The 23,295-nt window shown below is 51.3% G+C and carries 21 protein-coding genes; 10 read left to right on the forward strand and 11 right to left on the reverse strand.

What is annotated here, in order from left to right; all coding sequences use genetic code 11:
* Window positions 1-173 precede the first annotated feature (173 nt).
* Complete coding sequence (locus tag UNDKW_RS21615) at window positions 174-2,258, forward strand: TonB-dependent siderophore receptor (protein ID WP_162060400.1); 2,085 nt, start codon at window positions 174-176, stop codon at window positions 2,256-2,258.
* Window positions 2,258-3,412, forward strand: a complete 1,155-nt coding sequence (locus UNDKW_RS21620; protein WP_162060401.1) for a DUF1624 domain-containing protein — start codon at window positions 2,258-2,260, stop codon at window positions 3,410-3,412. Before UNDKW_RS21615 ends, UNDKW_RS21620 begins: the two co-directional genes overlap by 1 nt.
* A gap of 99 nt (window positions 3,413-3,511) precedes the next feature.
* Here the strand turns inward: UNDKW_RS21620 and UNDKW_RS21625 are convergent, their stop codons facing one another.
* Window positions 3,512-4,012 (reverse strand): phage tail protein, encoded by a 501-nt coding sequence (locus tag UNDKW_RS21625; protein ID WP_162060402.1) that lies wholly within the window; start codon window positions 4,010-4,012, stop codon window positions 3,512-3,514.
* A 186-nt stretch (window positions 4,013-4,198) separates the two neighbouring features.
* Window positions 4,199-4,600 (reverse strand): DUF3224 domain-containing protein, encoded by a 402-nt coding sequence (locus UNDKW_RS21630; protein WP_162060403.1) that lies wholly within the window; start codon window positions 4,598-4,600, stop codon window positions 4,199-4,201.
* Window positions 4,601-4,868: 268 nt separating this feature from the next.
* Between UNDKW_RS21630 and UNDKW_RS21635 the strand changes: the two genes are divergently transcribed.
* Window positions 4,869-5,777, forward strand: a complete 909-nt coding sequence (locus tag UNDKW_RS21635) for a lipase family protein (RefSeq protein ID WP_232063079.1) — start codon at window positions 4,869-4,871, stop codon at window positions 5,775-5,777.
* A gap of 36 nt (window positions 5,778-5,813) precedes the next feature.
* Here UNDKW_RS21635 and UNDKW_RS21640 read toward each other — a convergent pair whose 3' ends face one another.
* Window positions 5,814-7,832 (reverse strand): methyl-accepting chemotaxis protein, encoded by a 2,019-nt coding sequence (locus UNDKW_RS21640; protein ID WP_162060405.1) that lies wholly within the window; start codon window positions 7,830-7,832, stop codon window positions 5,814-5,816.
* Between the two features lie 189 nt (window positions 7,833-8,021).
* Window positions 8,022-8,423 (reverse strand): response regulator, encoded by a 402-nt coding sequence (locus tag UNDKW_RS21645; protein ID WP_162060406.1) that lies wholly within the window; start codon window positions 8,421-8,423, stop codon window positions 8,022-8,024.
* A gap of 328 nt (window positions 8,424-8,751) precedes the next feature.
* Here UNDKW_RS21645 and UNDKW_RS21650 point away from each other — a divergent pair, with 328 nt between their 5' ends.
* The 5 genes from UNDKW_RS21650 (at window position 8,752) to UNDKW_RS21670 (ending at window position 14,684) form a co-directional block, all read left to right on the forward strand.
* Window positions 8,752-9,558 carry an AraC family transcriptional regulator gene (locus UNDKW_RS21650; protein ID WP_162060407.1) on the forward strand — a complete coding sequence of 269 codons (807 nt, stop codon included), beginning with the start codon at window positions 8,752-8,754 and terminating at the stop codon, window positions 9,556-9,558.
* A gap of 74 nt (window positions 9,559-9,632) precedes the next feature.
* A complete protein-coding gene (locus UNDKW_RS21655) occupies window positions 9,633-10,529 on the forward strand; it encodes a DMT family transporter (protein WP_162060408.1) in 897 nt (298 codons plus the stop codon).
* Window positions 10,530-10,684: 155 nt separating this feature from the next.
* Window positions 10,685-11,992 carry a M20/M25/M40 family metallo-hydrolase gene (locus tag UNDKW_RS21660; RefSeq protein ID WP_162060409.1) on the forward strand — a complete coding sequence of 436 codons (1,308 nt, stop codon included), beginning with the start codon at window positions 10,685-10,687 and terminating at the stop codon, window positions 11,990-11,992.
* A gap of 35 nt (window positions 11,993-12,027) precedes the next feature.
* Window positions 12,028-12,954: a barstar family protein gene (locus UNDKW_RS30635; RefSeq protein ID WP_232063080.1), complete on the forward strand. Its 927-nt coding sequence runs from the start codon at window positions 12,028-12,030 to the stop codon at window positions 12,952-12,954.
* Window positions 12,955-13,187: 233 nt separating this feature from the next.
* On the forward strand, window positions 13,188-14,684 hold the full coding sequence (locus UNDKW_RS21670; RefSeq protein WP_162060410.1) for a serine hydrolase: 1,497 nt from the start codon (window positions 13,188-13,190) through the stop codon (window positions 14,682-14,684).
* A gap of 291 nt (window positions 14,685-14,975) precedes the next feature.
* Here the strand turns inward: UNDKW_RS21670 and UNDKW_RS21675 are convergent, their stop codons facing one another.
* Together UNDKW_RS21675 and UNDKW_RS21680 are read right to left on the reverse strand one after the other, a co-directional pair.
* On the reverse strand, window positions 14,976-15,260 hold the full coding sequence (locus UNDKW_RS21675; protein ID WP_162060411.1) for a hypothetical protein: 285 nt from the start codon (window positions 15,258-15,260) through the stop codon (window positions 14,976-14,978).
* Window positions 15,261-15,273: 13 nt separating this feature from the next.
* Window positions 15,274-15,789 (reverse strand): MFS transporter, encoded by a 516-nt coding sequence (locus UNDKW_RS21680; RefSeq protein ID WP_232063081.1) that lies wholly within the window; start codon window positions 15,787-15,789, stop codon window positions 15,274-15,276.
* Here UNDKW_RS21680 and UNDKW_RS21685 point away from each other — a divergent pair.
* On the forward strand, window positions 15,767-15,985 hold the full coding sequence (locus UNDKW_RS21685) for a hypothetical protein (RefSeq protein WP_162057054.1): 219 nt from the start codon (window positions 15,767-15,769) through the stop codon (window positions 15,983-15,985). The genes UNDKW_RS21680 and UNDKW_RS21685 overlap by 23 nt on opposite strands.
* 266 nt (window positions 15,986-16,251) lie before the next feature.
* Here UNDKW_RS21685 and UNDKW_RS21690 read toward each other — a convergent pair whose 3' ends face one another.
* From UNDKW_RS21690 to UNDKW_RS21705, 4 genes are all read right to left on the reverse strand, one after another.
* Entirely contained in the window at window positions 16,252-17,127 is an 876-nt protein-coding gene (locus UNDKW_RS21690) for a hypothetical protein (protein WP_162060412.1), read from the reverse strand.
* A 268-nt stretch (window positions 17,128-17,395) separates the two neighbouring features.
* Entirely contained in the window at window positions 17,396-19,000 is a 1,605-nt protein-coding gene (locus UNDKW_RS21695; RefSeq protein ID WP_162060413.1) for an SMI1/KNR4 family protein, read from the reverse strand.
* A gap of 45 nt (window positions 19,001-19,045) precedes the next feature.
* The gene (locus UNDKW_RS21700; protein WP_162060414.1) at window positions 19,046-19,795 is read right to left on the reverse strand and encodes a hypothetical protein; all 750 of its coding nucleotides are present in this window, start codon (window positions 19,793-19,795) and stop codon (window positions 19,046-19,048) included.
* A 285-nt stretch (window positions 19,796-20,080) separates the two neighbouring features.
* Entirely contained in the window at window positions 20,081-20,995 is a 915-nt protein-coding gene (locus tag UNDKW_RS21705; protein ID WP_162060415.1) for a LysR family transcriptional regulator, read from the reverse strand.
* Between the two features lie 105 nt (window positions 20,996-21,100).
* Between UNDKW_RS21705 and UNDKW_RS21710 the strand changes: the two genes are divergently transcribed.
* On the forward strand, window positions 21,101-22,306 hold the full coding sequence (locus tag UNDKW_RS21710; RefSeq protein WP_162060416.1) for an MFS transporter: 1,206 nt from the start codon (window positions 21,101-21,103) through the stop codon (window positions 22,304-22,306).
* Window positions 22,307-22,386: 80 nt separating this feature from the next.
* Here the strand turns inward: UNDKW_RS21710 and UNDKW_RS21715 are convergent, their stop codons facing one another.
* Window positions 22,387-22,998 carry a DUF4124 domain-containing protein gene (locus UNDKW_RS21715; RefSeq protein ID WP_162060417.1) on the reverse strand — a complete coding sequence of 204 codons (612 nt, stop codon included), beginning with the start codon at window positions 22,996-22,998 and terminating at the stop codon, window positions 22,387-22,389.
* Window positions 22,999-23,295: the final 297 nt, after the last annotated feature.

The following is a 23,295-nucleotide window of genomic DNA, read 5'->3' on the forward strand; positions in this document are numbered from 1 at the left end:
GCGCAGGTTGGGACCGAGCGTAGGTTGGGCTACGCCTTATCAGCCCAACACTGGGCCTCAACATACGTATCGTCATTTAAACGCCGAGTGTTGGGCTGGTAAACCGTAGCCCAACCTACGCCCTATTCAACCTACGTCCCCAAATCAATTTTTCAATTTCCCCAGGAACCCCCATGCACTACAAACACCTCACCCTCCTCATCGCCGCCGCATACCCCGCGTTCACCCACGCCCAGGAATCAACCCAAACCGAAGTCCTCATCAAAGCCCAAAGACAAAACTACCGCAGCATCTCCGCCACCGGTGCCACCAAGACCGATGCCCTGCTGGCCGACCTGCCGCAAAGCGTGCGGGTCTTGACGGCTGACCTGCTCAAGGACAATGGCGTCACCAGCCTTAACAATGCGCTGGACCTGACGAGCGGCATTGCGCGGCAAAGCAATCTGGGTGGTTTGTGGGACAGCTATGCCATGCGCGGTTTTACCGGCGACCCTAATTTTGGGTCTGATTACATGGTCAATGGATTCAGTTCCAGCCGTGGCTACAATGGCTTGCGCGATACTGCGAGTACGCAATCCATCGAGATATTGAAGGGGCCATCATCGGCCCTGTATGGCCGTGGAGAACCCGGCGGCACGGTAAATATCATGACCAAGAAACCGCGCTTCAAGCCTGAGTATGATGTTGACCTGACGCTGGCCAGCCACCAGACTTACCGCATCGCTGCCGACCTGACCGGGCCAGTCAGCGACAATATCGCCTACCGCATCAATGCCGCAGCAGAACAGGGTAACAGCTACCGCGACACCGTCAGCAGCAAGCGCAGCTTTGTCTCGCCTTCGCTGGTGTGGCTGATAGGCGATCGTACGACACTCTCATATGAACTCGAAGCCAGTGAGCAGAAAACACCGTTTGACCGCGGTGTGCTGGCAGTAAATGGCAAACTGGGTCTGATACCCAATTCACGCTTTCTGGGTGAGCCTGGCGATGGCCTGATGACGGTAAAATCTCTGGGACACCAGGTGTTTGTGCAGCATGATTTCAACCAGCAATGGTCGCTGCAAAGTGGCTTGTCTTACCGCGACAGTGCGCTCAATGGTTACTCCACCGAGGCAAATAATCTGCTGGCAGATGAACGTACCTTGCGCCGCCAGCGCCGCTACCGTGATTTTTCTGCGACGGACAAATCTGCGCGGGTAGAACTGGTGGGCAAGTTTGACACTGGCATCATCAAGCACCATGCCTTGCTGGGCGTGGATACCTACCAGTTTGATGACAGCCGCGTGCAGTTGCGCCGTAATCCATCGGCTACCAACGCCTATGCCATCGACATCTACAATCCTGTGTATGGCAAGACAGCCGACCCGCTGACCCTGTCCATCAATACCCTGGAAAACCAGCGTGCGCGTGGACTCTACCTGCAAGACCAGCTTGATCTGGGCACACAATGGAAGGCGCTGCTGGGCCTGCGCAGCGACCATTATGAGCAGACCCTGACGAACTACCGCGCATCAGTCGCCAATAACCAGTCACTCAGTGCCACCAGCCCGCGTGTTGGACTGGTGTATCAACCCATGAAGGGCATATCGCTGTATGCCAATGTCGCAAAAGGCTTTCGCCCGAATAGCGGCATCAGCATCAGTAACACGGCTTTCCCGGCAGAAGAAAGCCGCTCTTATGAAGTAGGCCTCAAATTTGATACACCAGACAACAAAACCAGCGCGACTATTGCCCTCTACCGTATCAAGAAAAGCAATGTGCTGACCACTAACCCGGCCAATACTGATTTCTCTATCGCAGCGGGTGAAGTGGGCAGCAAGGGGCTGGAGCTGGATGTGGTGGGCGACATCGCCACTGACCTGCGCCTGTCTGCCGCCTATGCCTACACCGATGCGACCGTCACAAAAGGCGACAACACCATCATCACTGGCAGCCGCTTCCCGAATGTGGCCAAGCATAGCGCCAACCTCATCCTGAGCCAGTTATTCACCATAGGCACAGCCAGGGCCAGTGTGGGTGCGGGTATCAATTATGTGGGTGAACGCCTGGGCGACGTGGCGGTGTCTTCCAGCTTTGTGCTGCCAGCCTACACAACGGTGAAACTCATGTCTTCTTATAGCCCCAGCAAAACTACGCGAGTGTCACTGAATGTGGATAACCTGTTCAACAAACGTTATTACGCCAGTTCGTATAGTCAGTTGTGGGTGGCACCGGGCACAGAGCGCGGTGTCAACCTCACTCTGCATCAACAATTCTGATGAACGTGGCGACTCAAAAAACCAGCCAGCGCATCAGCAGCATTGATGCGCTGCGCGGCCTGGTCATGATGATCATGATGTTTGATCATGTGCGCGAGACTTTCTTTTTGCATCAGCAAGTCAGCGATCCCATGGATGTGGGCCAGACTGCACCAGCATTGTTCTTCACGCGGCTGGCGGCGCATCTGTGTGCACCTGTGTTTGTATTCCTGACGGGCTTGTCTGCATGGCTGTATGCAAACCCGCCATCTGGATCGCGCGATGCCAGTGGCTTTCTCATCAAACGTGGCTTGCTGCTGGTGGCGCTGGAGCTGACAGTAGTCAACTTCGCCTGGGCCGGGCAATTCCCGCCTGCGACGATTTACCTGCAAGTGATCTGGGTCATCGGCCTTTGCATGATTATCCTCGGCCTGCTGCACAAGCTGCCACCGCTGTTATTGGGCATGCTGGGTTTGCTGATCGTGACCGGGCACAATGCCCTGGCTGAATTGAATTTTGCGCCAGGCACTGTGTCGCATGCCTTGTGGACTTTGTTGCTGCATCGTGGTTATCTCATCAGTGATGCGGCAATCAAGATCAAGGTCAGCTACCCTCTGCTACCGTGGATAGGCATCATCCTGCTGGGTTATGTTGCTGGTAGTTTGTATGCGGCAGACATCAGCGCAGCACGCCGCCAGCGCCAGCTGACTATCCTGGGCATCACTGCCCTGCTTATGTTTGCGATGCTGCGCGGCATCAATGGCTATGGCGAAACCCAGCCCTGGCAGGATCATGGCAACAGCCTGCTGACGCTGATGTCTTTCTTCAACCTGACCAAGTACCCGCCCTCGCTGGACTTTGCCCTGTTGACGCTGGGCATAGGAATGTGTTGTTTATCCTTGCTGGAAAAATACCCAGGCAAGTTAAGCCGCATCGCCAGCGTGTTTGGTGGCGCACCCATGTTTTACTACCTGCTGCATTTATATGTCTTGCTGGCCTTGCAAAGGCTGATGCTTGCCGTATATGGAGCCAACCATGGACAGCGTTTTGGTGTCGATCATGTCTGGCTAGTCTGGTTGATTGCTGCGGCCTTGATACCTATATTGTATTACCCATGCCGTGCTTTTGCGCTTTACAAACGGCAAAGCGGGAAGACATGGGTCAGGTATTTTTGATAGGTAGGGAATCAACTGGCAGGGTGCGCCGTGCGCACCGTTTTCCTGACACGGATGTGGTGCGTCAAGACGCACCCTACGGGGTAATTTCTTACGCGTTCAATACTTGACGATATACGTCAGCGCAAAATACGGTGGCCGGTTTTCATGGGCCTGGCCGCCGCCGGTTTTGTCGGTGCCGCCTATGTAGGTGTTATACTTGGTTTCATAAGGCAGGTCAGAGTCGTTGTTACCTTCAAATGAACGGCTATGCAAACCAAAATCACCGTTGTTGATGGTGTGCGAGTGGGATGGTATCTGGTCAGTGGTGAGCGTTACGGTTTCAAGACCGCCGGTTGCGTTGGTGGGGTAGTTACTCAGGCCAGCGCCCTGCCCTGCGCCGACAACAAAGCGGCTGCGCAGGTCTGGCAGTGTGCCGTTAACCAACATGGGATACAGGTTGGGATAAGTTGCCTGGTCGATGCGCGTGCCATTGCATAGCAGCCAGCCATTCGGCGCGCTTTGTCCCAGAAAGCTGATGACCGTGCCAACCGGCATGGCGATCAGGGCAACTACCGAGCTGCTGTCTGCGGGGAGTTCGGCATCGAGTGTATATGTCATCATCCAGTCCTTTTATCTGAGTTGCACAGCGAGGGGTTAAGCGGCATAAGGTATAAGGCATCAGAACACTCTGGACGACCAGAGCGAGCGCCATTAATTGACATAACAATAATTGTTAATTAATTAAATTTCAAGCTTAATTCGCAATTAACGTGCAAATCCTGGGAAAGATGATCATTACTATCTTCAAGGCAAGCTGAAATCAAAAGTGTAAAAATGCTGCCCTTCCTTGATATCGATGCCCATGTTGCCGCTGATGCCTGTCAGCTCGTCAGTACCGGAATCAGGCACGACCTGTATCGTCAACTGTGGCTGGCCACGGTTCATGGTGCCGGTGTGCATGAGCGCGAAGCTGCCCTTTTTGCCTGCCAGAGTGCCGCTCACCCTTTCTATCGCGACATAGCCCGCCGAGCCCTTGACCTCGCCCATGGCAGACATCATCTCGCCCAGGCTATGGGCTTGCAAATCGCCATGAAATTGCTTGTCTATCGTCATGTGGCCCAGCCTGGCAGCTTCTATTCCTGGTGCTGCGGCTTGCGGGCTGAGTTTGACTTCAAATGTACCGCTGATGTGATGTGGGTATTGCATACTCTGCTCCTTTGCGATGGCAGGCGGGAATTGAGGCCTGAGTCTGTCAAGTCGCAGTGTACAGCTAGATCGCACTGGAGGCGACAACAGGCAGGCTGGCAATCGGACCGGCTTACGTTGACCAGACCTATTTTGTGCGGGATTTCAGTCAGTTGGTGGCGATGACTCAGGGAAGATGAGAAGAGTTTGCGTCAGGCAGGACAGACTTGCAAAATAGATAATTATGTTTTATCTTATATTTTCTCCTCCCCGACAACAAGGAAATAGCATGAACTACGACAATAGCGCGACTGCCCTGTTTCACCCTGAGCTACAAGCTCCCTTACTGACAAATAATTTTCCGGCAAGCGAACATGCACTTTGCGCAGAATTGTCGCGACTGGCGTATTGGCGTTACGAAAACGAGGGGCTAGACGACCAAGGCAAATTTGTACGTAGAGAATTCAATAATATACTTGTCAATGCAGGTTTTGATCACCTGTTGCTGTTGATCGACGCACGCACGGGTACGCAGGGCTTCGCCGCCACCAGAGGGGGGAAAGCCTATGTCGTCTTTCGTGGGTCACAAACGGATGAGCCTGCAGATGTCTTCATCGATGGCTTTTTCTGGCCAGTACCATGGAGAGGCAAGGGCTGTGTACATAGCGGCTTTCTGGCATCTTACCAAGGTATTGAAGGCCAGCTCAATGAATGGCTCAAAAAGCATCAGGACATGAGGGTCTGCTTTACTGGCCACAGTCTGGGGGCCGCAATAGCAACGCTGGCGGCAGCCATCCATACCAACAGCACTTTGATTACTTTTGGATCACCGCGTGTTGGCGATAAAGAATTCGCCCAAGTCTTTGATCTGCGCGATGTTCGTCGGTATGTCAATCATGCCGATCTTGTTACTCGTGTACCACCCGATTCTCTACCCTTTGCTAGTTTGGAATATCTACTAGATATCGTGTATTACGCACATGTACAGGGCCTGCGCTATCTGGATGCAAACGGCAAAGAGGCAACTGGTAAAAATGCGCTAACCAAGTTTGAACACGCCAGTAATTCAGTGTCATTCAACTGGCGCTTACAAGTGCGTGGTATGTGGGATTCAAATGAGACCACAATCAATAGTCGCTCCCTGACTGATCACGCGCCGATCAATTATCTGCGGGCGGTGCTGGATTTGCCAGGGTAACAGGGGGCCATAGCGCCCCCGCTATTTTTAACTTTATCAGGCAACAATAAAGTTGGCGATTTCACTTTGCAGGGTTTCTGCCTGTTGCGTCAGAGCGCCTGCGGCTGCGGCGGTTTCTTCGACCAGGGCAGCGTTCTGTTGGGTATGTTCATCCAGTTCATTGATGGCAGTGGCGACCTGCGACACACCGGTTGCCTGCTCTTTAGAGGCAGAGGCAATTTCGGTCAAGTAGCTATTGATCTGGCGGGCGTTGTTGACCATGGTGTTCATGGTGGCACCAGCCTTTTCTACGACGACGGTACCGCTGTTGATCTGATCGACGCTATTGGAGATAAGGCTCTTGATCTCTTTGGCGGCATCGGCACTGCGATGCGCCAGGCTGCGCACTTCGCTGGCAACCACGGCAAAACCACGGCCTGACTCACCGGCGCGCGCTGCTTCTACGGCGGCATTGAGCGCAAGGATATTGGTCTGGAAGGCGATACCGTCAATCACGGAAATGATGTCGCTGATCTTGGAGGACGATGCATGGATATTGTGCATGGTGTCCACCACATCGACGATGACCTTGCCACCTTCTTCTGCGACGTTGGCGTTGTCGGCGGCAAAGCGCGCCGCCATCAGGGCTTTGTCGGTGGTGTTGTTGACGGTGCTGCCGATTTCTTCTATGGCTGCGGCTTGTTCTTCCAGCGAAGCTGCGGCATTTTCTGAACGCGAGGACAAATCCAGGCTGGCAGAAGAAATTTCGCTGCTGGTGTGGTGCAGGGCGCGCGCCGAGTGGCGTACGGTGCGTATCAATTCATGCAGGGCATTATACGTCCTGCGCAGATCTATGATCACATCCGCCGTTTCGTCCTTACCCCACGGCACAGCGGGAGAAACGCGCAAGTCGCCCACTGACATTTCGTTCAGATGCTTTTGGATGGTCTGCAACCCGCCGCGCGTTACCAGAAAGAAGCTGTAGAAGAAATAGGCTGCCAGCAACATGAAAAAGATAAATAGACCAAATCCTGTATATAGCGCGTTTTTCATGCCTGCGATGCGGTTTGCGAGAATTTCATCAAGCTCAGCCAGCATGTGGCCTGCCAGTTGATGTTGCTCCTCTAAAGCCTTATTCGCATGAGAGACGAAAGCGATTTGAAATTCAGGCGAGAAATTCTGAGTTTCAACGAAATTTTTTTCAAACACTGTTATAAATGAGGATATATCGCTACTGATTTTTTTTGTATCCACTTGCTTCGCCAGAGCGGGATCGGCTACCACAGCTTTTCCAAGCGCTTCCTGTAAACCTTCAAATTCATTTGCTGCAACCGCATGCAGACTGATCAGCTCCACACTTTGCTTAGGGCTGACGTTGCCACGTTGCAATGTCGCAATGCCCTTACCACCCAACAAGCCCGTCTGATCAATCACCTGTGGCATATGGCCTAAAGATGCATCCATCATGTAGAAGCTCGCAACTTCTGGGTCCAGGGTCAGTTTTGAACCATCGGTCACGAGGCCCATCAACTCGAGTAGGGCTTTTATATGTTTGCCATGGACTAGTAGAACTTCATCAGCTGTCTTCGCAGAGGCTGTCTCAGCATAGGCTGCCTGGACTTGGGCAAAGGCTTTCGCGCTGCCAAAATCAGCCCCATATTTTTTTTCGGCTTCCGCCAATTTGGCCTGCAATACTTTCAGTTTTTCTTTGGTCGCTTCAACCGTGGCAGCAGCTCCTGCGTTGGCAATTGCAAGGCCAGAATCTCGGCGTAATTGCTGTGCATAGTCGATCATCTGAAAAACAATCTGATTGTATTCGACCCCCTGTCTTTCTTTGGCTGAGAAACTGATATTCTCAAGCGTCTGGTTCACATAATTCCACGATACCAGTGACATGGGGATCAAAAACATCAGGCAAATGACAGCCGCTTTTGACTTAAACCGCAAATTGCGCATCAAGACCACACCCATGGTCCAGAATCCATGGGCAGCAAAGGCGGAATCGTATTTTGGTTTGGCTGCGGGGGCGGCCAAAAACTGCTTGAGCTCTGCACTGGCTCTGACAATATTCGACATACTCACGTCCTTTTGATACGAAGTTTAGTGCTATGTAGGGAGCGAAGTGTGCCTGAAATGTCTCCTGAGACACACAACCCGGCTTTGATGCAAAAACTGACCACGATGCTGCCACTTGCTGCTTGATGACTTACTTAGCTGATGCAAAATTTGAAACCGTGTTGCACTATCTGATTACTCGTGAGGATGTCAGCTCATCACACGCCGGAGTTCTCGCTCCAGTGCATCGATCTCCAGCGGTTTGCTAACATAGCCATCGGCTCCCGCGGCGCTCAGTCTGGCTCTGTCCGTTGGCTCCGCATGACCAGTGACCATAATGACACGCTGATGCCTGCCGTTAACCTGCTCTTGTTTGCGCAATGAGGCAAGCGCCTGCAAGCCATCCATATTGGGCATCATGATATCCATCAGAACCAGGTCAAAACGTCTTTTGGCTAATGCAGCCAGGGCCTTTTCACCGTCGTCAACCACCACACCAGTGTGGCCCAGACTATTGAGCAGGATAGTGGCGAGCCTTTGCATGAAGAAATCATCATCAGCCACCAGCACATGCAGTGAAAGTGCATTTTTTCCAGTACCTGTATCCCCCATGCCTTGCAGTCCTCTGTCAAGATATCAAACCGGTTTTTGATCAGTTTCACCGCATCGCTACTGTGTTGATCGACTTAAAACCAGGGCGAGGAGGCAAATGAAGGTGTTTCTTCAGACTTGCTTATTGAGTACTTAGCTTACCCGAAAAAAAGTAGAAAAATACGACTTGCACCAAAAATCCATACACGATAATGTCATTAGCAACAATCGTTGACATCCCTTGCATTTGGCAGTTTTAATAATACAAGCACAACATTGTACATACACATTGTAGGAAAATCATGCAATATTGCAATATTAACTTGCATTAAATTTGTCTCATCACCCCATGCCCGCCAGCCGACCAAAACAATTCACCCTGCTGCCCTGCCACTTGCCTGGCGTGGAAGCAGTGCGGGCGCAATCCCGGCACCGCTTTGGGCGGCACATGCATGAGCAGTTTGGCATAGGCGTTCTGGTGCGGGGTGCGCAAAAGTCCCTGAGCAGGCTGGGCATGGTCGAGGCCATGGCGGGGGATACGATTACTGTCAACCCTGGCGAAATCCATGATGGCACGCCGATAGGGGATAGCGGGCGTAGCTGGCAGATGCTGTACTTTGAACCGGCGCTGATCGCCAGCCTGATGACTGATATCAGCGAAGGCAAAATGGCCCAGGCCGAATTTCGCCTGCCAGTCATGCGTGATGCACGTATCAGAAAAGCAATGCAGGAATTGTTTGCGACGATGACTGCAACACCGCATGTGGCAATGTTAGCAGAAGAACAAATGCTCTTGCTGTTCGCCAGTGTCATGCAACAGCCTGCCGTGCTCGGCCAGGCGACGCCGACTGCCATACACCATGCACGCAGCCGCATTGATGATGACCCGACCTCCATCCTCAGTCTGCAAGACCTGGCGCAGCAAAGCGGGCTCAGTCGCTTCCAGCTCTTGCGGGCTTTTGCCAAAGCCACCGGCATGACACCGCATGCCTATATCCTGCAACGCCGCCTGCACCATGCCCGCCGCCTCATCGCTGCGGGCATGCCACTGGTACAAGTCGCGATGGACAGCGGCTTTGCTGACCAGAGCCATCTGACGCGGCTATTTGTGCGCAACTTCGGGATATCGCCAGGGGCTTATAGCACCAAGCGATAAGCTGCAATTTTATTCAAGACACCGCAATTTCAAACTGGCACGCTGTGGTTTTTTCATCCATGGTGAGGCAGGCAATGTCAGAGAAATTAGTGGGATATGTATATTTGGCGCTGGCGATGATCGTCGTTGGCAGTACGGTAGTCGCCAGCAAAGTCACAAGTAGTGGCTTGCCGGTGTTTACCGCAACGGCGCTGCGTTTTGCCATCGCCTTCCCTTGCTTTTTATTCTTGATGCGCGTCACCGGCGCGCCACTGCCCAGGCTGGGCAAGCGCGACTGGCTACTGCTGATCTTGCAGGCGGGCGCTGGCAGTGTAGGCTATACCACCCTGCTGATCGCTGGCATGAGCCTGACATCGGCGGCCGATGCCGGTGTGATCATCGGCACTCTGCCCATCGTCTCTGCCGCGATTGCCATCGTCTTGCTGGGTGAAAGACCTCAAGCCAGTTTATTGCTGGCCGTGCTGCTGGCGGGTGCAGGTGTGTTGTCGATCGCTGTGCGGGCAGATGGGGCAAATACAGGTGCTCAGCATTCACTGCTGGGCAATGCCCTGATTTTTGCTGCGATTGTTTGTGAAGGCTTGTTCATCCTGCTGAATAAACGTCTGAAGACGACAATCCCACCTTTAGCCTTATCGACCATCATGACGGGCCTGGGTCTGGCCTTGTCCATCATCCCCGCCGTGTTTGAAATGCCGTGGCAGACGCCTGTCACCAGCAAGGCAGTATGGGCCGTGGTCTATTATGCGCTGGTGCCGACCGTTGCCGGTTTTTTGCTGTGGTATGCAGGCGCGGCCAAAGTCAGCGGCAGCGAAGCCGCTCTCTTCACTGCACTGGCCCCGGTATCAGCCGTGGTGCTGGCGGTTGTAGTACTCGGCGAAGTGGTCAGCAGCAGCCAGCTCACAGGCATCGCTTGCGTGTTGCTGGCGATAGGGGGAATGGCGTTGTTTGGCAAACGTGAAAAGAGTGGGTAAGGTGAGTAGCGTGCGCCGTGCGCACCATCAACCGTGTCCAAAAAATGGTGCGCACGGCGCACCCTACCAATATTTTCGCCCTCCCCCGTCTCTTGCAAAACCGTGTACATTATGCATCTGTCCAAACCAGCCAACACAGATACCAGGAACGCGCCATGCTCATCAAAAAAGTGCTCCCTTTTTGCATCGTCTTGTCCATAGGCGCATTGACCTCCACTGCCAACGCGCAAAGCCTGTCACCGACTGAACAAAAAATTGTCGCTACTGTGCAGGCCAGGTCAGAAGCCGCGCTGCAACTGCTGGAACGCAGTGTCAATATCAATAGCGGCACACTCAATCATGCAGGTGTGCGCGAAGTCGGCAAGTTATTCAGCAATGAACTTGAGGGCCTGGGCTTCAAGACCAGTTGGTCTGAGATGCCCGCAGCCATGAACCGAGCCGGGCATTTGCTGGCCGAGCGTGAGGGCAAGCAAGGCAAGCGCATACTAATGATAGGCCATCTCGATACCGTGTTTGAAAAAGACAGCCCCGTGCAGTTATGGGACAGGCAGGGCAACCGCGTGCGCGGCCAGGGCGTGAATGATATGAAGGGTGGCGACGTCATCATGATAGAAGCCCTGCGCGCCCTGCATGCCGTGGGCGCACTCGACAATACCCGCATACAGGTCATCTTCAGTGGTGATGAAGAAAGTGCTGGCCACCCCATCGCCACTTCGCGTGCTGACCTGGTCAATGCAGCCAAACGCAGTGACGTAGCCCTGGCCTTTGAGGGTACGGCACTCGATAAAAACGGCAACGCCACCGGCACCGTAGGCCGCCGCGCCTCTGGCGGGTTTGTGCTGGATGTGACAGCCAAGCAAGGCCATTCCGCTGCCGTGTTTGGCCACAATGGTTATGGCGCGATTTATGAAACTGCGCGCATCCTGAACAGCTTTCGCGAACAATTGATCGAACCCGACCTCACCTTCAACCCCGGCAATATCGTCGGTGGCACCGAGATCAGTTACGACAACCAGAACAGCAAGGGTACTGCCTTCGGCAAGACCAATGTCATCGCCCCCAGCGCCCAGGTGCATGGCGATTTGCGCTACCTCAGCGCAGAGCAGGGCCAGCGCGCCAGAGAGCGCATGAAAGACATCGTCAGTAAAAACCTGGCTGGCACCAGCGCAAAGATACGCTTTAGCGAAAACTACCCACCCATGTCCCCCACCCCCGGTAACTACGCCCTGCTAGACCTGTACTCCAAAGCCAGCTTTGATGCAGGCCTCGGTGAAATCAAAGCCTTCCCGCCGGGCGAACGCGGTGCTGGCGACATACAATTTGTCGCACCGTATGTCGATAGCCTGGATGGCCTGGGCGCCACCGGCAGAGGTGCGCACTCACCGGATGAAGACCTGGATATTTCTTCAATACAGAGAGCGACGATCAGGACGGCGATATATTTGTATCGGTTGACGCGGTGAGACAATGCAATTCGTGACGCTACAAATACCAACCAATGAAAATTCAAAGCCACGTGACGCACCACAAAAATTTTTGCCTGTCCAACTGGGAATTCCAGAGAGAAGATGACGACTTAAAGCTCATTGAACTTCTCTCCTTTAGCACGATTCAAGTGCTGCATAGAGAAGTTCGTTTTCCAAGCAGTCAAGATGCGACTTTGCAACTGTCCGGGTGCGTTATTGTAAATCCGGATTTCCAGAAATCCATCACGTCTGCCGCATCTGTCACCAGGATGACAGGCCTGGTAGTTTACATGATGGACTCAGAGGGACGAAAAATTGCGGAATACTCTGTAACAGCGACAAATATTTTGAATACCAGTGTACAGATTAATGGCGTTATGGACATCGTCTTGGCCGTAACGCATTTTGATCCTGATCTGAAGCACGTGAATGTTTTACAGGCGATGTGGTGCAGAGATAAGCAAAAAAATAATCGTTGGGCTGATCTGGACTTTCTGCAACGCAGGTCATGGCTGAATCTGGTTCGCAAGCATCATTGTCTATGTGAGAACGATATTGAAGATAAACCTGCCAATATGGTGTATGAACTGGATGGGAATCATGTCACTGACTATTCAAGCTTTTTTATCGCACTAGGCGAAGCTGTCAATGGCCCGGGTGGCTATTTTGGTGGCAGTTTTGATGCACTCGCTGATTGCCTTTGTGGTGGCTTTGGAGCAGAGCACCCCTTCACATTGATTTGGAAAGCATCAAATATCGCCAGAATAGCGTTCGACAAAAAGGCACGCATTGAAGAAGTCTTAGCGCAACGCGAATATGCATTACGAAACCATGATTATGAGGAAGATGAACTATCAAGCATTGCCGAAATCATGGCACGGGATGACCGGCCATTGTTTGATGAGATTGTGGATTTCTTGCAAAGAAAAAATTACATCCGCTTAATTTTGGAAAACTAACTCAATGGATATTCATTAGCAGTGTATGTGCAAGATGAAACTCAAATTTTGACATAATTTGCACAGATTGATCCCTGCCTATGCCGGGATGACCTGAATATTGATTGCTGAACTACAAACGTCAATGCTTCGATACGGCAATGCGAATAAGGCCCTCATGTCATTACCCGAAACCGTGCAGTTTTTTAGAGTGACATAGTTCGTCCTTCCTGACCATTTAAAGAATTGGAAACATGTTTCGATCAAGCCGTATCATTCAACTCTTCTACGTTTTATTTATTTTTAGCCACGTTCAGTGTTTCGCATTTGGGAAAAATTTACCTGCCAATTTCGCTGCTCTTGATAATTATTTACAGTCGCAATTTGATGCTACTGGAGTGCCCGGTGCTGCGTTGGTTGTGGTGTCAAAAGACAAAATCCTTCACATGCGGGGATTTGGTATTAGCGGGCCGGATCAACGAGCTTGCACACCGCGAACTTTATTCTTAATTGGATCTACCTCAAAATCATTTACCGCCCTTGGCATCATGCAATTGGTTGAAGCAGGAAAACTTGAATTGGATGCACCAGTGAGCCGCTATCTTCCTTGGTTTCGAACATCTGATTCAGTAGCCTCAGAACAGATCACGGTTCGTCATCTGTTAAACCAAACCAGCGGATTCTCGACGTTCGAAGGCTTAAAAGACTTTGCCAATACCGATACTTCCGACGAAGCTGTTGAAAAAAGATTGCGGGCGCTCCAATATCTTAAGCTAGGATCTGCTCCAGGAAAACACTTTGAATATTCAAACATTAACTATGTAATCCTCGGTTACTTGATTCAGGTAGTCTCCGGGCAGTCGTATAGCCAATATATGGAGGGCCACGTTTTTGCACCTCTCGCAATGAGAAGCAGTGCAGCTACCGATAAACGCAGTGACGCAACTGATCTCGCCACCGGCTATCGTTATTGGTTTGGTAAATCAATTCCAGCCACATCATTGCCATATCCAAAAATTTTAATTCCAGCTGGCTATTTGTATACAAACGCAGAAGATATGGGACATTATCTGATGGCGCATATGTCTGGAGGTATGTTTGAGGGTAAGGCGGTATTGTCTTCGAATGGCATTGATGTACTGCATAGTTCAAGCGTCCCATTTGGCTCACGTTTGCGATATGCGATGGGTTGGATTGCTGATACTCAAGACCCAGGGTTTTATGATCATGACGGCGGATTGCCGCATTTTGCAAGCTACATGGCAATCGCACCGGATGAGGATTGGGCTGTCGCTATACTTGTCAATGCCAATAATATGTTGTCAGACCGAAGCATCGCTGCAATCGGATCTCAAGCTGTTCGTATTGTAAGGGGGAAAGCGCCGACTGCTCTTGAACGAGATAAATTCCTGCCTACTGTATTGATAGGACTAATTACACTCTTTGTTATTCAGCTTATCATCGTCACTTGGATGATTCGACGAATCCGGAAGTGGCACGCACACCCCGAAATATCGCCAAAGAACCGATGCAGATGGTTGTTAAATGCGTTCGTACCGTTGATCTTTGGCTCGCTTCCAATACTGACGATATTCATTGTTCTTCCTGTTTTTCACAATTTTTACCTCCCCGATTTGCTGATGTTCACACCAGATGCCGGTTTCTTGATCATGCTTAATCTTGTCATAGCGTTGGTCGGCGGAGCCACTTGTGCGCACCTGACATTAGCGCAGGGCCGTAGGTACGATTAGCGCAAGCGTAATCGTACGCATGATCAGCTGCCGGCTCCCATGCTGCTTGACAATCCGTGGCCTTGTGATGAGATAAAGGCTGGCATGCAACACGCTCACATCGCAAAGGTGCAGCCGGACAAGTGAATTACTTGAGACTACTTGAAATTTGAGGTATCGCATGCGTACGATGACGCTTGCGCTAATCGTACCTACACGGATTGAATATCTACTACAGAATTACAAACGAAAATGCTTCGATACGGTTATAGAAACAAGGTTTTCATGTCATTGCACGCCACCTTGCCGCCATTAATTCAAGAAAACCATACGCCCCACAACCAGCATCACCATCGCCAGCAAACCCCAGGCAATAAATTTATTTGATTTTTTGGTCGCAGACTTTTTATGGTGTTCAATAACGATAGGCCATATCAGTAGATAGTCGATAAAGGACTTATTGTTTCCCTTCTCGCCGCCTTTTAAAACCCGAGAGACGCGATAAAAAACAAGGGTAAACCCGGGCAGGAGCAAGAATATTCCAACTACGTTATAAGCATAGGGATAGGTAGAAAGCCATGATAAAAAGCTTTGCATAAGATTTTCTAATTCACTCAGCGCTACGGAATTTCAAGCTTAGCACTAGCGGCACCGCCAGTGCATACACCATCATCACGCTGAGCCAGATCGCCCCTGGCCATTGTGAGCGTACGACAAAATACAGTGTAGAAAACATCAGCGGGCCAATGATGGACGCAAGGCTGACGGCGGATGCCAGCACGCCCTGGAATTGTCCCTGCATGCCTTCATCGACCATGCGGCTGGCCAGCGACTGCAAGGCTGGTATGCCGACGCCGCCCAGCACAAACACGGGCATGACAGCAAATACCATCCAGCCCTGTTTGGCAAAAACCATGACGACTAGAGCCAGGCAGGTGCCTGCAAACCCGGTCAGTATGGTGCCGCGCTCGCCCAGCAGTTTGACAGCAGGGCCGGGCAAGAAGGCTTGCGCGAGTGCCTGGCACAGGCCATAGGTGCCTAGCGACAGGCCTATCCACAGACCGTTCCAATGAAAGGCATCATTGCCCCACAGTGACCAGCAGGTGCCATACACTTCGCCCGTCAAGCGCAAAGCTGGCGACACCGACGCCATACTGGCGGCCAACCTGCTGCTGGCAACGTGGACGGTGGCACTTATACAGGCTCACCAGAGTTTCAGGCAAAAGCAGCATACGGCAGAAGCGAAAGCGGTTTTTTTGGCGATAGTGGATAAGGGCAGCGTGGGGATCAAGGCGGCGATGGCGGAGACGGTTTATGCTTGAGTGTAACTGCGTGAATGCCGTGAACCTCGTTTTGCTGCGGCATCGAGATGTAGCCTGCCTCCCCATACTACTGAAAGCTACTTACTATTGCTGACCACGGCATTTCCGCAGATGGATCCCAGCCTGCGCTGGGATGACCTGAATACGTGTTGCGGTGCTTTAAACTCCAAGGCTTCGATACGGTTATAAGAGCCGCACGTTCATTCTAAAGCCGTATCCGGTAGGGTGCGTTGTAACGCACCGCATGGGTGTACGCAATCAAATATTTAAAAAGCTAGGGCCATCCATTGCAGGGCAAGTTCAGATGAAGGTGAAGCCAGGAAAATTTCAGCCTTCCTCGCCCACTCATTTGCATCTTCGTCGCTTTGCGCTTTCAATAGTGAAATAGCAGCCATCATATCTAGCAAACCGTCTGGATTTTTTCCTGCAAGAATTTGAGAACCCATACTTCCACACATTGCGTACAAAATGGAAAACATAGTTTTTCTTGTTGGACAATTCTGGTCACTGGCAAAGTCTGCAATGAGTAATAACCGATCAATGATGAGCAGTTGATGTAAGACTCCTTCAAATGGACCACCACTATCCGAATATGCCAATTCGCGGATATCTTCATCACTCAATAAAGACATTCTCTTACTGGACAATTCAATTCGCTGTTCTATGAAAAGCTCAACTTCTTCCCGACGTGATTTCATATAAACCTGAGTCTGGACTTTTACTTCTTCACAGACTAGCTGACACTCCTGATCAAATTGATTGAAAATTCTGGCCTGAACTTCATCGCATTCTATTTGTTCAATTACATCAGGCAACAAGCCTGGCTCATAGGGATGTTCGCCTTTCGTAACAAGCATGGTGACTTCTGCAAACATGCTGGAAGCCTGATTCGCCTTGATCAGATCGAGAAAGCGCGTAGCGTCAATCCACCTATTCTCCGAACAAAGTAAATAATGACTTACGCCCTCGGATTCTATCGCTGTGACTAACTCATGGAGTGCGACAGCCAGTTGGCCAATTTCCTTCATCTTGCGGTAATCAGCATAACCCTGACAGTTGATCAACTGAGTCAATTCAGAGAGAAACTGTCCTGGCTCATTGACAGAAAAGAGATCAGATTTTAAGCGAACACTCTTTCTCATCTTAGTCGCTCCAACTTTAAAACATAGATGGCAGTTTCTCTCATATTTTTTCTGACAGGTTCAATAAAACAGATAGGTGTATTTGGAAAGCAGATTCAAGTAAGAAAACCAATAAGCAAAGATCACAACATACGATTCCATACGTCTTTTCTTTGACAGCAAATGCACGGACAATGCGACACCAATAATTGCACCTGCGATGAAAATAACGCGCAATACATCATCTGAAGAGAGAAAACTGCCTACGCTTGCTACCATAAAAGTCATATTAATTAACATCCTTTGTTGGTACATAAGTAGTATCAATAAAAGGATATTTCTTCAAAGTCTCTTCAACAAATGTTGATAATTCAGTTCGCCAGGACATGGCAACACCATCGTAATCAATGATCGCATCTTCGCAATCATTGCGTAATTCTGCACGGGCGATGACTATAGTCTTTGGCCATGCGAGCAAGCGCAACAAATGCGCCCGCAAAACATGATGCGGTAAGACTTTATTGCTTGTGTAGTCTGGCCCGACGGAAAAGATACCCACAAGACCAGGGCGAACACGCAGCTCATCGCGAATTGGATGAGGGTTTCCCTTTTCAAGGTCACGGCAAACAGATAGTAGTTTCTCAAAACACTTAACATCTGCTGCTTGCCCGGAGTCGGAAACCAGTTCGACAAGCTCAGCTTCTGGTCTTTGGTTGTTCATATATTTAAATTCCCAGACATCGTTCAACATGAAGGCCTGCGGAAAAAATCTTACCTGCGATTTCACGTAATCTATAGGGATTTCGATGTCTTCAGTACAAACATAAAAATCCATAGCCCGCCCCGAAAGCGAGAAAGATGGGCCATCGTGGTAGATAGCGTCGCTTTTCCATCCAGCCTTTTTTTGCTCCTGCCGTATGATTTTCTTGGCATCTTTGGAAAAACTGGCAGACCATCGCGTGACACTGTTTATCCAGCTCCAGTAAATGCCAACATCACAAAAACGCAAACCCTCTGGCGCAAGTACGCGAACTATACTTAAGCGCCCCTCAAGGAGGGGGGCAACTAAAAACCTGACGCAAGCAGTTTTTTCAAATTGCCTGCCTTTGTCTTCCAGGTCCATTAAAGACACTTTACCTACTTCAAAACTGACATTCTTACACTCCAACAATCCCAGCTCTAATTTTTCCACAGAAATTGAATTACTCAATTTAGTCTTACTTTTTTCTCTTGATTTTCCATGCGAAACCAGTCCTGAAATTTGCCAACGCCTATTCGAGACTTCATCTGTCCATCCCTTGGTGATATAGGCCAAAGGATCATTCACTACGATACTAAAAAACGTCAGGTAGGATACGGCAACTTCATCGACATCGCTGGGCAGCAAAGGCCCGCCATGCCTCATTTCATGACCGATAAAAATGACCGGGCATTCTCCATCTGATCGGCGATTATAAGTATCGAGGGCAAAGCGATCACCAGAACAAAAGGGAGCCGCGATAGGTATCAGGCCTGCCATCCATGCAAGCTCTTCTGCATCGTTATCGCTGGATTCTGCATCGTCACTAAATTCATCTTGCAGGTCAATTTGTTCTTGCGTAATTTCTTCCAGATCGAAAAAAATAAAGCCTGCTTCTGCTTCATCATTGGGTCGGAATAAATTGGCGCCGTTAAAATTCTTAAACAATTCCTTCATCGAAGGTGGCATCCATGTTGCCAGTCGCCTGGCGGGCAGCTTGGTACCAAACTGATGTACAGCCTGGTGTATCTGTTCTGTTGCCCCTTCTTCTGAGATACATAGCATGTGTGGGGGATTTTTTAAAATACTCAGAACTGCCTTTACCTCATCCTGCATGTCAGTGTTTCCTGAAACTGGTTCTATGTGGTTATTCATGCGGTTTCAACTTTTCGGCTGATATTCTTCGCTTTGCGAGTTTCATCATTTCCTCCCCTTCTCCAGCCGCCACTCTTTCTGACAATCCGCATAATTCGCAAACTCATAACTGACGCCGACTTCGCCGCGGTTGATGGCGTGGGCATGGGCGAAGACGATGATGTTGAGGATGTTGTCGGGCAGTTCGCGTTCGGTTTTGCCGTTGGCCCACAGGTAGCCGTAGCTGACTGAGCCTTCTTTGAGGCCGACCATCCAGAATTGCGGGCGGCGGTTGTAGATGTCGGTTTTGACTTTGTCTTTTTTGAGGCTGGGTTTGCCGTAATGCTGTTCGAGCGCTTGCGCGATGCGGTCGGCGGCGGCTTTGATTTGTTCACCGGTGCCGCTGACGGCGGTGATGGTGCGCGATGCGCCGACCTTGCAGATGCCGCTGATGGGCGCGGTGACGGCGTAGTAGTCGCTGAAATCAGTTACCGGTATTGGCGGCTGGCCTTCGAACAGGTGTTTGGCTTTGCTGGATTTGACAAAACCAAACTTGCTGGCGAGCTCGGTTTCGCTGATGGCCATGGCGAGGCCGAAGGGGCCAGGTTCTGTGGATGCAGGCGCTGCATCTGACACTGCTTCTGCGGCAGTGCTGGTTTCTATCGTGGATGCAAGCACGCTGGCGGGTTGCTCTGCTACAGAGCTGGCGGCAGTGTTGGCATTAGCGTTGGCAGTCTTTTTGCAGGCGACGAGGCTGGCTGTCGTCATCAACAGGGCTATGATGCAGAGGTGGTGGAGTTTATTTTTATGCTGCATCAGGCTGGGGTGGATGTATGGATATGGTTTGCCAGGGTCGCTGCAATTTAATGATATTCAGGCATAAATTGCAATGGGTTTGATTTAATTCCTTCTCACGAAAAAATGGGGACACGGTATAGCGTTTGCGGCTGAAGCCGCTTCTGCGGGATATTTGTGATATGCACTGTATGGCACATCAAAATTCACGGCGTAAATACGATGGATTCCTGTATGCGCAGGAATGACGATTTTGAGGGTATGCAAATTAACGGGCGACGCGGTTTGCATGGCCCGACTCCCCCCTCACACCCTCTCCAGCGGCAATCTCGTCATCAAAAAATCCAGCAAGACTGCCACGCGTGGAGGTATGGCTTCCTGTTTATAGAATACCGCCCAGACCGGCTGCATCCATGGCAGGCTGATGTCGGCCAACACGGGTTTGAGCCTGCCGTGGGCGCGGTCGGCCATGGTCAGGAAGTCGGACAGGCAGACGATGCCAGCGCCCTGCACGGCCAGGTGCCGCAGGGTTTCGCCATTGCTGACGCTGACTACAGGGTCTATGGCATAGCCCTCAGCGCCTGTACCATCTTTGACGCCATCCAACTTGGGCAGCGGCCAGGTATTGAGGCTGGCGGGGGCGGTAAAACCCAGCAGCCTGTGCTGTGCCAGATCAGCCACGGTGTGAGGTTCACCGTGACGTGCAAGGTAATGCGGTGCGGCGACCGGGCGGATGCGGCTGCTGCCCAGGCGACGTGCGTGCAGGCTGGAATCGGTGAGCTGGCCTATGCGTATGGCGAGGTCGGCGCGTTCTTCAATGAGATCGACAAAGGTTTCGCCGCTGATCAGTTCAAGCTTGATAAGAGGATAGGCATCGAGAAAATCGGCCACCAGCGGGGCCAGCAGATGATCCAGCGTGGGGGTGGCGGCATTGACCCGCACCAGGCCGGATGGTTGCGACAGGCATGCAGTCAGTTGTTCTTCAGTGTCATCAATATCACAGAGTATCTTCTTGGCCCTTTGCAAGAGCCAGTGGCCTTCTTCTGTTATCTCAAGCTTGCGGGTGGTGCGCGTCATCAGGGTCATGCCGAGCTGTGCTTCAAGGCGGGAGATGCTGCGGCTGATGCCGGATGGCGTTTGCCCCAGGCGCTCGGCTGCGGCTGAAAATGAGCCAGTATCGGCCACTGCGACCAGGGCTTTCATGGTTTCCAGGCTTAGCATTGTTGACTCCGAGTCATAAGTAAAGTGTAGCTTAAGCTATTTTTCTTTGTCTTGCATGGGTTCAGACTGCAGCCTGTTATTCATTTCCCCATGCATGGAGTCCATATGCCACTTGCTTTGTGGGCGCTGACACTCAGCGCCTTTGCCATCGGTACGACAGAATTTGTGATTGTCGGCCTTATCCCCACCATCGCCAGCAGCCTGGCGGTATCTGTTCCTTCTGCCGGTTTGCTGGTCAGCCTGTATGCGCTGGGCGTGGCAGTCGGCGCGCCGGTGTTGACAGCACTGACTGGCCGGGTGCCGCGCAAGCAGTTATTGCTGGGCCTGATGGCCTTGTTCACGATTGGTAACCTGGTGGCCTGGATGGCACCCAACTATGCCTCGCTGATGGCGGCACGGGTCTTGACTGGCCTGGCGCATGGGGTGTTTTTTTCGATAGGTTCAACGATAGCCACTGGCCTGGTCGCCAAGGACAAGGCAGCCAGTGCAATTGCGCTGATGTTCAGCGGCCTGACGGTGGCGCTGGTGACGGGTGTGCCACTGGGTACCTTCATCGGCCAGCATCTGGGCTGGCAGGCGACGTTTCTGGCAGTGTCGGCGCTGGGTGTGGTTGCCTTTATTGGTTGTGCGATCCTGATCCCTTCAACCATCGCCAGCAGCAAGCCTGCCTCTTTATTAACACAAATGGCGGTGCTCAAAAAACCGCGCCTGTTACTGGTATATGCGATGACGGCGCTGGGTTATGGCGGCAGCTTTATCGCCTTCACTTACCTCGCACCGATACTGCAAGACATCAGCGGCTTTAGCGCCAATGCGGTGGGCCTGGTGATGCTGGTGTATGGTGTCTCGGTGACGTTTGGCAATATCTGGGGTGGCAAACTGGCCGATAAAAAAGGCCCCGTGGCTGCATTGCAAATCGTGTTCGCCTTGCTTGCCCTGGTCTTGCTGGTGCTGACTTTTACTGCACACAATAAATGGCTGGCCTTGCTGACGGTATTGGCCTGGGGCGCGGTGGCCTTTGGTAATGTGCCGGGTTTGCAGGTGTATGTAGTGCAACGTGCTGAACATGATGCACCACAGGCTATCGACGTTGCATCTGGCTTGAATATCGCTGCCTTCAATGTCGGCATCGCCTTTGGTGCCTGGGCGGGTGGCTTGATCGTCAGCCACATCGGCCTCATGCATACGCCATGGATAGGTGCCCTGGTCGTGGTAGGTGCCTGGGCTTTGACGACGCTGGCAGGCAGGCTGGACAAGGCGGATGGTTTGCCTGACAAAGCCGTGCGACTGGCTGCGGTCAGCATGCATTGATAGCTATCCAGGCTTAAAAAAAGGGACAGGCTTTACGACCTGTTCCCTCTTTTTTTTGCATAAATAGCTGCACAAGGCGTCTATCTTCTTCTGTTATAAGAACTGCTGCTTTTTTCAGGATCAGGCAAACCCATTAATTTGACCTCGATATTCTTGGCGTCTTGTGGTGGCACTTTGTCGCTGAAGTTTTGCTTCAGATAGGACCACATATCTTTTTCCAGCACTTCACATTGCAAGACAGCGCGACTTTTGCGGGTATTCCTGTGGCTATATTCGAGATCATCGACTTCTTGCGATGACTCTCTGTATTCTCTACGCTCCCTGTAAGTTCTATAGCTGGTGCTGACGTTGTCGTTGGCGCGGTCTTTGATGAACTGGTTTCTCGGTATGGTGCAGTTTTCCTTGAAGTTGGTCATCAGGGTGCGGTCTACGCTGACATCGCATTGACTGTACCTGTGCTCCAGCACCCAGCAGCTTTTGCCGGTATCGCGGTCTTTTTGCATGGCCGTGATCTTGCGCAGTGTGGCGTCGTTTTTGACTTCGGTCGCGTTGCTGCCTATCTTGGCATTGCAGGGTTGGTCGGTAAATATCGTTTCACCGGAAGGCGTCACACATTTGCGCACCTCGGCCTGCGACAGGCTGGGCCAGGCAAAAACCAGGAAAGACAGACAAGCCAGAAATGTTTTTTTCATAATATAAAGTGACGATGAGCAGATTTTATTGCCTTTTAATAGTTAAAATAGCAATGCGCGCGCGTAAAAAGCAATTGCAGATTATAGCCCAGGCTACAATTAGTTACATTTGAAATTGTGATGGTATTTGCTTATCTATTTTGTCAAGTCAGCACTACCAAGCGGAGCAACAAGCTGATATTCAGTAAAAATCGAGCCACGCTATCCATTCGGGCAGGCATAAATCCAGCACGTTGACTGCCTGTTTTTTCTTTGTTAGCACCGCCCCATATCACTGGAAACAGTGACGTAAGCGTT

The sequence above is a fragment of the Undibacterium sp. KW1 genome, from assembly GCF_009937955.1.
Taxonomy (GTDB): domain Bacteria; phylum Pseudomonadota; class Gammaproteobacteria; order Burkholderiales; family Burkholderiaceae_D; genus Undibacterium.